Origin of the sequence: Kitasatospora sp. NPDC050463 (genome assembly GCF_040655255.1) — a bacterium.
GTDB lineage: Bacteria > Actinomycetota > Actinomycetes > Streptomycetales > Streptomycetaceae > Kitasatospora.
This window is the reverse complement of record NZ_JBFAJO010000047.1, coordinates 61,185-72,160: the sequence shown is the minus strand read 5'-3', so window position 1 is coordinate 72,160 and position 10,976 is coordinate 61,185. Positions and strand designations below refer to the sequence as shown.

General features: G+C 73.2%; 7 protein-coding genes. 2 read left to right on the top strand and 5 right to left on the bottom strand.

Translation table 11 applies throughout. The features are described 5' to 3' along the window. Positions 1 to 111: 111 nt before the first annotated feature. Entirely contained in the window at positions 112 to 366 is a 255-nt protein-coding gene (locus AB0J08_RS26925; RefSeq protein WP_360639488.1) for a hypothetical protein, read from the bottom strand. Between the two features lie 26 nt (positions 367 to 392). Further along, positions 393 to 1,574 carry an inorganic phosphate transporter gene (locus AB0J08_RS26920; protein WP_360639485.1) on the bottom strand — a complete coding sequence of 394 codons (1,182 nt, stop codon included), beginning with the start codon at positions 1,572 to 1,574 and terminating at the stop codon, positions 393 to 395. Positions 1,575 to 1,958: 384 nt separating this feature from the next. Here AB0J08_RS26920 and AB0J08_RS26915 point away from each other — a divergent pair, with 384 nt between their 5' ends. Then, positions 1,959 to 3,545: an NlpC/P60 family protein gene (locus tag AB0J08_RS26915; RefSeq protein WP_360639482.1), complete on the top strand. Its 1,587-nt coding sequence runs from the start codon at positions 1,959 to 1,961 to the stop codon at positions 3,543 to 3,545. Between the two features lie 80 nt (positions 3,546 to 3,625). Here the strand turns inward: AB0J08_RS26915 and AB0J08_RS26910 are convergent, their stop codons facing one another. The 3 genes from AB0J08_RS26910 to AB0J08_RS26900 form a co-directional block, all read right to left on the bottom strand. Continuing rightward, positions 3,626 to 5,911: an FdhF/YdeP family oxidoreductase gene (locus AB0J08_RS26910; RefSeq protein WP_360639479.1), complete on the bottom strand. Its 2,286-nt coding sequence runs from the start codon at positions 5,909 to 5,911 to the stop codon at positions 3,626 to 3,628. A 246-nt stretch (positions 5,912 to 6,157) separates the two neighbouring features. Next, entirely contained in the window at positions 6,158 to 8,068 is a 1,911-nt protein-coding gene (locus tag AB0J08_RS26905; RefSeq protein ID WP_360639476.1) for an FAD/NAD(P)-binding protein, read from the bottom strand. Continuing rightward, positions 8,065 to 9,117 (bottom strand): amino acid ABC transporter permease, encoded by a 1,053-nt coding sequence (locus AB0J08_RS26900; protein ID WP_360639473.1) that lies wholly within the window; start codon positions 9,115 to 9,117, stop codon positions 8,065 to 8,067. The genes AB0J08_RS26905 and AB0J08_RS26900 overlap by 4 nt, the downstream gene beginning before the upstream one ends. A gap of 689 nt (positions 9,118 to 9,806) precedes the next feature. Between AB0J08_RS26900 and AB0J08_RS26895 the strand changes: the two genes are divergently transcribed. Then, a complete protein-coding gene (locus tag AB0J08_RS26895) occupies positions 9,807 to 10,970 on the top strand; it encodes an LLM class flavin-dependent oxidoreductase (protein ID WP_360639470.1) in 1,164 nt (387 codons plus the stop codon). Positions 10,971 to 10,976 lie beyond the last annotated feature (6 nt).

Genomic DNA, 10,976 nt, shown 5'->3' with positions numbered 1-10,976 from the left:
TCGTCCGCCGTGAAATGACCCGTGGTCGGGACGAAGTCCCGCTCCCACAGGGCCTGAAGCTCTGCCATGCGCTGCGGAGCCTGTCCGTACCGGTCCTGGTCGCCAGCGCCGCTAGCGCCCGGCGATCAGGCTCAGGCCGTAGAGGACGGCGGCGCCGCAGACGGCGAAGCAGGCGTAGGCGCCGGCCAGGGCCAGCCGGCCGCCGCCGGCCGGGGCGCCGGAGCCCGCCGCCGAGCGCTGCGCGGTCAGTGCGGCCTCACGGCGCGAGAGGGCCAGGATGCCGAGCGCGAAGACGGCGACCACCGCGACGGTGATGCCGAAGCTGAAGCCGGCGGTCTGGGCCAGTGCGTTCCACTTGATGTGCATGCTGTGTGCTCCTCAGCCGTCGGCGCTCAGGCCGCGACCGTGGTCGAGGCGGGGGTGGGGGTGGCGGACGCGGCGGTCGGCGCGATCTCGACCGGGGTGACGTCGCCGACCTCGTTGACGTTGTCCGCGTCGACCGGCTGGCGGCGCGAGATCAGCCACATCGCGCCCGAGCCGGCGACCAGGACGGCGCCGACCACGACCACGCCCCAGGTGCCCTGCTCGACCAGGAGGGCCGCCAGGCCGGCCACCGTGGCGGCGGCGGGCAGGGTCAGGCCCCAGGTGTAGACCATGCGGCGCACCAGGCTCCAGCGCAGCTCGCCCTTCGGGCCGCCGAGGCCCGCGCCCATGATGCCGCCGGAGCAGACCTGGGTGGTGGAGAGGCCGAAGCCCATGTGCGAGGAGGTCAGGATGACGGTCGCGGCGGCGGACTCGGAGGCGAAGCCCTGCGGTGCCTGGATGTCCGCCAGGCCCTTGCCCATCGAGCGGATGATCCGCCAGCCGCCCATGTAGGTGCCGAGCGCGATCGCCGCACCGGCCGAGACGATCACCCAGGTGGGGGGCAGCGCGCCCTTCGGCAGGGCGCCCACCGACACCAGGGTCAGGGTGATGATGCCCATCGTCTTCTGGGCGTCGTTGGTGCCGTGGGCCAGCGAGATCAGCGAGGAGGAGAACACCTGGCCGGTCTTGAAGCCCTTGGTGACGGTCGCGCCGTCGCTCTTGCGGGTGATCGCGTAGGCCAGCTTGGTGGCGCCCCAGGAGGCCAGGCCCGCGACCAGCGGGGAGGCGATCGCCGGGATGAGGATCTTGGTGAGCACGGTGTCGAAGTTGACGCCGTGGAGACCGACGCCGACCACGGTGGCGCCGATCAGGCCGCCGTAGAGCGCGTGCGAGGAACTGGACGGAAGGCCTCTCAGCCAGGTGAGCAGGTTCCAGAGGATCGCGCCGACCAGTGCGGCGAAGATGATCTCCGGATGGATACCGGCCTTCTCGTTGACGATGCCACCGGAGATGGTGGTGGCGACCTTCACGGAGAGGAACGCCCCCGCGAAGTTCAGGACGGCCGCGATGGTGACCGCGACCTTGGGCCGAAGGGCTCCGGTGGCGATGGAGGTGGCCATCGCGTTGGCGGTGTCGTGGAACCCGTTGGTGAAGTCGAAGGCGAGCGCCGTGATGATCACAACGGCCACCAGGAACGAGATGTGTTCCATACCCAAACAATCGTCGTAGTTGTCGCACTGACGTTGGTGTCGCTCGCGACGGTAGGGAGGCTCGGTGAACGGAAGGTGAACTGAGCCGGGCGTTGTGGTTCCGGACGTGTCCGAGGGGTTGCCATGGCCTTGCCAGAAGGTGTCCCAGGGCCCTCTGAACTGGGCATTGGCGCAGAACGTCCCGGTTAGCTCCGGTTTGCTGAGACCTGTCTCACAACCGACCGAAGAATTCACCGACCGGTACGGGTGCGGTCTGTTTCTGGCGAGTAACCCATGACAGGATCGGCGGGGATCCGGGCAACCCGGGGGTCGGACAGGGGCGGGGAGGACGAATCCATGGGTGGGGCTGCACAGCGCGCGGAGTCTGCGGGAACACGACCGTGGGTGCGGGCCGCCCTGCGCTGCGGAGCCGTCCTCGCGGCCGCCGCGCTCGCGCTGCCGCTGGCCACCCAGGCCGCCTACGCCGCGCCCGACCCGGGCACCCCGGGCATCACCGCCCCGGCCGCCCCCGGCACGGACCCGCTCGCGGAGGCCAAGGCCACCCTCGGACCGCTGCTCGACCGGCTGCACGAGCTGTACAAGGGGGCCGAGGCCGCGACCGAGCAGTTCAACTCCGCCGTCGCCAAGGTCGCCGAGCAGCAGGCCGCGCTCGCCGACCTCAAGGACCGGCTGGACCGCCAGCAGAAGCAGGTGGACGCCGGTACCGACGTGGCCGCCCAGCTCGCCGCCGCCCAGTACCGCAACGGCGCCGCCTCGGCCTACGCCGAACTGCTGCTCTCCAAGGACCCGTACGAGGCCGTCACCATCGCCGAACTGCTCGCGGCCGCGAGCCGTTCGCAGTCCGAGTTCCTGGACCGGCTCAAGCTCGACCGCGAAGCGCTCACCGGTCTGCAGAAGCAGAGCGAGGAGGCGCTGAAGAACTCCCAGGCGCTGGTCGCCCAGCAGGACACCGCCAAGGCCAAGGTCGCCACCGACCTGGCCGCCGTCGAGCAGCTGGTCTCCTCGCTCACCGGGGCGCAGCGCACCGAGCTGGAGCAGTTGGAGAAGGCCAAGGCCGACGAGGCCCAGCTGGCCTTCCTCGCCTCCGGCGCACTCGGCAAGGGCGAGCGCACCCCGTCGTCGGCCGGCCGCGCCGCCGTCGGGTACGCGCTGGCGCAGCTCAACAAGCCGTACCTGTGGGGCGGCACCGGGCCGGACATGTTCGACTGCTCCGGCCTCACCTCGCAGGCCTGGCTGCACGCCGGCAAGCCGATCCCGCGCACCAGCCAGGAGCAGTGGGCCCAGCTCCAGCACGTCGCGCTGAACCAGCTGCGCCCCGGCGACCTGGTCATCTACTTCGAGGGCGCCACCCATGTCGCGCTCTACATCGGCGGCGGGCTGGTCGTCCAGGCGCCCCGGCCGGGCGCGGTGATCAAGGTGTCGCCGATCGGCTCGATGCCGATCCTCGGTGCCGTCCGGCCCGACCCGGAGACCGCGTCGGACGAGGCGGGCGGCGCGTGGAAGGTGCCGGACCTCCCGGCGGGCTGGGACACCGTCACCCCGATCGCCCCGAGCCCGGCCAACCAGGTGCCGACCGACCCGAACGCGACGAGCCCCGCACCCGGCACACCGACCGCGCCCGGCACGCCCACCCCGGGGACGCCGACGCCGGGCACCCCGGAGCCCGGCACGGGCACGCCCACCGACCCGGGGACGCCGACCGGTACGCCCACGGGCACGCCCACCGGGACTCCGACGGGCACGCCGACCGGTACCCCCACCGGTACTCCGACGGGTACGCCCACGGGCACGCCGACCGGTACTCCGACGGGCACGCCCACGGGCACGCCGACCGGTACTCCGACGGGCACGCCGACCGGGACGGCCACCGGCACTCCCGCCGGGTCGCCCAGCAGCACCGGCAGCGGTTCGGCGGCCGCCTCGGCGCCGGGCTCCACCTCGGCCACCCCGCTGCCGACCGGCCAGAACTGACCGGTCCCTGCTCCACACCCGAACGGACAACGCCCCCGGGGCCCGGTGCGCACACCGGGCCCCCGGGGGCGTCCGCGCGCTCAGCTCGCGCCGCTGTCCGGCTCGAAGCGGATCAGCACCGCCTTGGAGGTCGGGGTGTTGCTGATGTCGGCGGTGGAGTCCAGCGGCACCAGCACGTTGGTCTCCGGGTAGTACGCCGCGGCGCCGCCGCGGGCCACCGGGTAGTGCACCACCCTGAAGTGCGGGGCGCGCCGCTCCACGCCGTCCTTCCACTCGCCGACCAGGTCGACGTACCCGCCCTCGGTCAGGCCCAGCTCGGCGGCGTCCGCGGGGTTGACCAGGACGACCCGGCGGCCGCCGGTGATGCCGCGGTAGCGGTCGTCCAGGCCGTAGACGGTGGTGTTGTACTGGTCGTGCGAGCGGAGCGTCTGCAGCAGCAGCCGGCCGGGCGGGACCTCGGGCGCGGTGAGCGGGTTGACCGTGAAGTTGGCCAGACCGGTCGCGGTCGGGAAGGTCCGGGAGTCGCGCGGGCCGTGCGGCAGGGTGAAGCCGCCGGGCCGGCGGACCTTGTCGTTGAAGCCGTCGAAGCCCGGCACCACCCGGGAGATCCGGTCCCGCAGGGTGTCGTAGTCGGTGGCGAAGTCCTCCCACGGGACGCCGTCCTGCGGGCCGAGCGTGGCCCGGGCCAGCCGGCAGACGATCGCGACCTCGGAGAGCAGGCCCGGCGCGGGCGGGCGCAGGCCACCGCGCGAGGAGTGCACCTGGCCCATCGAGTCCTCGACGCTGACGAACTGGGCGCCCTTGGCGGTGACGTCCCGGTCGGTGCGGCCGAGGGTGGGCAGGATCAGCGCCCGGGCGCCGGTGACCACGTGCGAGCGGTTGAGCTTGGTGGAGACGTGCACGGTCAGCCGGCAGCGGCGCATCGCCGCCTCGGTGACCTCGGTGTCCGGGGTGGCGGCGACGAAGTTGCCGCCCATCGCGAAGAACACCTTCACCCGGCGGTCGCGCATCGCCCGGATGGTGTCCACCGAGTCGTAGCCGTGGGCGCGCGGCGGCTCGAAGCCGAACTCCCCGCCCAGCGCGTCCAGGAAGGCTGCGGACGGCCGCTCGAAGATGCCCATCGTCCGGTCGCCCTGGACGTTGCTGTGTCCGCGCACCGGGCAGACCCCGGCGCCCGGGCGGCCGACGTTGCCGCGCAGCAGCAGGAAGTTGACCACCTCGCGGATGGTCGGCACGGCGTGCTTGTGCTGGGTGAGGCCCATCGCCCAGCAGACGATGATCTTCCGGGAGGAGAGCACCATGCGGCCCAGCTCCTCGATCTGCTCCCAGGGCAGGCCGGTGGCGGCCAGCACCTCCTCGCGGCGGGTCTGCCGGGCCTCGGCGGCGAACTCCTCGAAGCCGTGGCAGTGCTCCGCGACGAAGGCCTCGTCGACGCCGCCGTCCGCCTCCAGGACCAGCTGGTTGAGCGCCCGGAACAGGGCTAGGTCGCCGCCGAGCCGGATCTGCAGGAACAGGTCGGTCAGCTTGGTGCCGTGGCCGGCCAGGCCGCGGGCGTTCTGCGGGTTCTTGAACCGTTCGAGGCCGGCCTCGGGCAGCGGGTTGACGCTGACCACGGTGGCGCCCGCGCGCTTGGCCCGCTCCAGCGCGGAGAGCATCCGGGGGTGGTTGGTGCCCGGGTTCTGCCCGGCCACGATGATCAGGTCGGCCTGGTAGAGGTCCTTGAGGCTGACGCTGCCCTTGCCGACACCGAGCGTCTCGGTGAGCGCCGAGCCGGACGACTCGTGGCACATGTTGGAACAGTCGGGCAGGTTGTTGGTGCCCAGCCGGCGGGCGAACAGCTGGTAGGCGAAGGCGGCTTCGTTGCTGGTCCGGCCGGAGGTGTAGAAGGCCGCGCCGTCCGGGGTGTCCAGGGCGCGCAGCTCCTCGGCGATCAGCGCGAAGGCGTCGTCCCAGGCGATCGGCGTGTAGTGGGTGGCGCCCTCGTCCAGCAGCATCGGCTGGGTGAGGCGGCCCTGCTGGCCGAGCCAGTAGCCGGAGCGTTCGGCCAGCTCGGCCACCGGGTGGGCGGCGAAGAACTCGGCGCGGATCCGGCGCTCGGTGGCCTCCTCGGCGACCGCCTTGGCGCCGTTCTCGCAGAACTCGGCGGTGTGCGTCTTCTCCGGCTCGGGCCAGGCGCAGCCGGGGCAGTCGAACCCGTCCGGCTGGTTGACCTTGCGCAGGGTGGCGAGGGTGCGCCGGGCGCCCATCTGCTCGGTGGCCATCCGGAGGCTGTGCCCGACCGCCGGCAGCCCGGCCGCGGCGTGCTGGGGCGCGGACACCACGGGGGCGTCCTGCGCCGGATCGCTCTGCGGGGCCCGCTTGGCCATGACTGCGCTCCTCGGCTGTGCTCGTCCGGCCGCCGCGCCGTCGCGGGGCCTTGCCGTCCATCCTTCCACCCGTTCGAGTCGTCCGGGCCATCCCGGTGCCGGGCGGTCCTTCCCCCCGTCGAGTCGGACGGGGACCGGCTCCTCGTCGCTCCGGACCACGCCACCGCCGAGGGCCTGGTCGAGGAGCCGTTCGGGCCCCGAGCCGCCCGCCCGGGGCCCGAACGGTGAGCTCCCCGGGCCGGCGGCTCAGGCCGCCAGCGCCGCCGGGACGCCCGCCAGGGCGCGGAGGATGGCCCGGGCGGCCGCGTCGTTCTGGCGGAAGCCCGGGGAGTCGGTGCGCGGGCGGGCGAAGGCGGCCGCCGCGCGGAGGCTGGTGTGCGGGCCGAGGGCGGTGCGCCGCGGGTGCGGTCCGCCGCTCAGGGCCGGGTCCAGGACCCGGCTGTCCCCGGGGCGGATGGTGAGCAGCCCGGAGCGGTGGGTGTGCTCCTCGTCGCTGACCACCTCCTCCACGATCCGCCCGGCGCGGTGCAGTTCGCGCAGTACCGGGTCGTGGGTGCGGGCCAGCGCGTGCTTGGGCAGATACGCCTCGACCAGGGCGGTGGCGCTGACGCCGTGCCCGGGCACGGTGGTGCCGGACGCCCGCCAGGTGCCGGTCGCCTCGTCCCGTTCGACCCGGATGCCCGCGCCCAGGAAGCGGACCACGCCCGCCTCGGAGAGCGCGAGCAACTGGCGCAGCCGGAAGCCGGGGGGGCCGGAGGCGAGGTAGCTGAAGTAGCCGAAGAACCACTCGTCGACCTCCTCGCCGACCGAGCGGGCGGTGAGCCGCTCGGAGGCGAGGACGCGGGGCAGCTGGCCGAAGAGCGAGAGCAGGGCCAGGAAGGCGCCGAGGTCGGCGCTGTGGGCCGGGTCGGCGCGGCGGTCGGCGTCCTCGGCGATGTAGGCGCGCAGATGGCGCTGGAGCTCCTCGGCGGAGTCGAGTTCGAGGCCGGCCAGCGGGAAGTCGAGCCGTTCGAAGTCCAGCCGGTCGGCCGGGTCGGGGACGGCCAGGGCGATCAGCCCGGCGAGTTCGGGCGAGTACCAGTCGTGTGCGTCGTAGCCGGCCAGGAAGCGGGCCCAGGGCAGCGTGGTGCGCTCGGGGTGGGCGTGGAACAGCTCGTGGTAGTGCCCGAAGCCGATCTCCTTCGCCATCAACGGCCAGAAGTCGCGGCGCAGTTCGAGCGGTCCGGGCCGGTCGAGCACGGCGTCCACCGCGGCCGCGTCGAAGTAGCGGGGGAGCGGGGCAGGCGGCCCCTGGAGCCGGTAGCCGGTCTTGGAGTGGTAGGGCACGCCGCGCCGGGAGCCGACGTGGATCACCGGCTCGCGGCCGGAGGGCCGGTAGACCAGGCCGCCGGGCGTCTCCTCGAAGCGGCCGCCGCGGCCCTCGGTGAGCAGGGAGACCAGGTCGACGAAGGCGAGCCCGAAGCCGCGCAGGACGAGCTGCTCACCGGGGGCTATGCCGGTCAGGTCGGCATCGGCGGAGAAGGCGGGCGGCAGGTGGAACCGGCCGTGCCGGGCGGCGAACTCGGCGTCCGCGGCGTACCGGGGGTGCGGGGCGGAGTCGAGGTGGCCGAGCGTGAGGGTGACGTGGTCGGCGGTGAGGACCCGGTCGCCGAGGTGGACGAGTTGCGGGCCGTCCGCCGGGCCCTCGATCCGGTGCACGGTGTCCCGGTGCACGGTGACGGTGATGTGCGGCGGCAGGTCGGCGACGGCGCGGCGGAACACCCAGTCCAGGTAGGCGCTCTGGGCCCGCCGGGTGGGGAAGTCGGTCGGCGCCAGGGCGCGCAGCTCGGCCCGGACCGCCGGGTCGTCGACCTCCCGGTAGGGCTCGAACTCCTCCATCCGGGCCGCCCATTCGGCCAGCGAGGGGCCGGGGCGGACCGGGCCGTCGAGGGTGGACCGCTCGTCGGTGAACATCGTGACGTCCTCGGCCATCGAGTTCATCCGGAGCAGTGGGGACTGGTCGTAGCGCCAGATCCGGCCCGCACCGGGCGGGTACGGGTCGACCAGGTGGACCTCCAACGGCTGGTCCGCGGGGCGGAGTTCGGCCGCGTTGGCGGCGATCCGCTCCAGCAGTCCGGTGCCGCGCGGGCCGGCTCCGACGATCACCAGGGTGGTCAACGCTGCTCCCCGGGTGCGGTCTTGGCGCCGAGGCCGGCCTCGGCCCCGGTGTCCGGCCCGGCGTCGGCGGCGGCGCGCAGTCGGCGCCAGGCCGCGCGGGCCTTCTGCAGCGGGGTGGGCGGCAGGCCGTCGCGGGTGGCGCCCTTGGCGTAGTGCCGCTCCACGTAGTACTGGCCGATGGACAGCACGGTGGTGATCACGATGTACCAGATGGTGGCGACCATCAGCATCGGGATGACCTGGTAGGACTGCAGATAGACCAGTTGCACCGAGTAGAGCAGGTCGGAGACGGCCAGCACGCTGATGATGCTGGTGCCCTTGAGCGCGCTGATCAGCATGTTTCCCGCGGTGGGGACGATCGAGCGCATCGCCTGCGGGACGATGATCCGGCGCAGCACCCGCCACCGGCTCAGCCCGAGCGCCGAGGCGGCCTCCAGCTGGCCGCGGTCGACGGAGAGGATTCCGCCGCGCACCACCTCGGCGGCGTACGCGGCCTCCAGCAGCGTCAGGCCGATCACGGCGGTCAGGGTGGGGCCGAACAGGTTGACGGTCTTGACGGTGATGAACTCCGGGCCGAACGGGATGCCGAGGCCGAGCGTCGGGTAGAGCGCGCCGATGTTGAAGAAGAGCAGCAGCTGCACCAGGGCCGGGGTGGATCGGAAGATCCAGATGTAGATCCAACTGAGCGTGCGCAGCACCGGATTGGCGGAGAGCCGCATGGTGGCGAGCACGGTGCCCAGCACGAAGCCGAGCCCGAGCGTGACGGCGGTCAGCCAGAGGGTGAGGGTGAGGCCGTTCAGGACGGAGGTGGCGGTGAACCAGTCGGCGACCACGTCCCACTGGAAGGCCTTGTTGCGGATCGCCGAGCTGACGGCCATCGCGAACAGCAGCAGGGCGACGGCGGCGGAGATCCACTGGCCGGGGCGGCGGCGGGCGACGAGCCGGGCCGAGGGGTCGACGACGGCGCCGGCGCCGGCGGGCGGTCCGGGGGCCGGGCCGGGGCTCTTGGTGAGGGCGGGCGAGGGAAGGACGTCCTGCGGGGTGGCCATGAGGAGGACTCCAGGCGGAAGCTGCGGGCAGGCGGGCGGGAGGTACGGGGGTGGTCACGTACGGCCGTCGGGCCGGCCCGCGTCCCTCAACGCGGCCGGCTCTGCACTGCACTCCGCATTGATCGTACGCATGCGCGAACGAGGGCTGTCAAGGGTGGTGCCGCCGGGGCACACGGCGACAAGTGATCGCAACAGAGCGGCAATGAAGGGTGGTTGACGCCGTGCATCCTTCACTGCTCAACTTGAGCTCATGTACGCCGAGCAGCTCCTGGTCACCCGCGACCACATCGACTTCGGTCGGGTGTGGTCCGCGGCGTGTCGCGGCTGACCCGGCAGCGGGCCGCCCAGCCGGCCCTGTCCTCCTAGGAGCCTCCTCCCTCGGAGACCCCTCCTGCGGAGACCTCTCCCTCGGTGCCCCGTCGCGGGCCGGGTAGGCCGTCCAGTCCCGTACGGACGGCCGTTTCAGGCGCACGCTGCCGCCTTCAGCCTTCCGCACCCCACTGCACTCCGGCAGTTCTCCGTCGCCTGCTCCGTCCTCCGCGTTCCGTCGTCACCGTCACGTGCCCGTGCTCCCCGCTCCGTGTTCCCCGCTCCGTGTTCCCCGCTCGAAGCCCGGCTCTGCCACGGGCTGTTCCGGCCTGCCCACCCGCAGCCGCCGGATTCCGTACGACCCGAAAGGTTCAGTCACCATGCCCGTCGAATTCCTCGGCATCGCCGCCACCGGTGATGGTTCGGAGACCACCGTCCGCTCCACGGCGGCCTTCGACCGCGACTACACCCTGCGGCTGGCCCGGGCCCACGAGGACAACGGCTGGGACCGCGTGCTGTTCGCCTACGGCGCCGGCACCCCCGATCCGGCGGCGGCCGCGGCGTTCCTCGCGGCCCGGCTCGACCGGCTCCAGATCCTGCTGGCGCACCGGCCGAACGTCTCCTATCCGACCTACGCGGCCAAGACCTTCGCCACCCTGGACCGGATCAGCGACGGGCGGCTCACCGTCCACTTCATCACCGGCGGCAACGACCACGAGCAGCAGCGCGAGGGCGACTTCCTGACCAAGGACCAGCGCTACGCCCGCACCCGCGAGTACATCGGGATCGTCAAGAAGGCGTGGACCAGCAAGGAGCCCTTCGACCACCAGGGCGAGTACTACCGCTTCAACGACTTCGTCTCGGACGTCTTCCCCGTCCAGGCCCCGCGCCCGGGCGTCTCCTTCGGCGGCTCCTCGGAGGCCGCCTACGCGGCCGGCGGGGCCGAAGCGGACATCTACTGCCTCTGGGGCGAGCCGCTGGCCCGGACCGCCGAGCAGATCGAGCGGGTGAAGGAGGCCGCGCGGGCCGCCGGACGGGCGGACGTGCCGCGCATCCAGGTCGCCTTCCGGCCGATCATCGCGCCGACCGAGGAGCTGGCCTGGGAGAAGGCGTACCGGACGGTGGACGCCATCCGGGCCCGCAAGGAGTCCGGCGGGCCGGGCCGTCCCGGCGGGGCGCGCCCGCAGGGCCGGACCCCGGAGAACACCGGCTCCCAGCGGCTGCTGGAGATCGCCGAGGCCGGCGAGCGCTACGACCGCGCGCTCTGGACCCCGACCGCGGCCGTCACCGGCGGGGCCGGCAACTCCAACGCCCTGGTCGGCACGCCGGAGACGGTCGCCCAGGCGCTGCTCGACTACTACGACCTCGGCGTGGACATCCTCTCCGCGCGCGGTTACGCGCTGCTCGACGACGCGATCGACTTCGGCCGCTACGTCATTCCGATCGTGCGCGAGGAGGTCGCCAAGCGGGACGCCGCGAAGGCGGCGGAGCGGGAGGCCCGGGCCGAGCGCGACCGCCGTCAGCTGATCGCGGTCCAGGCGTGAGCGGCA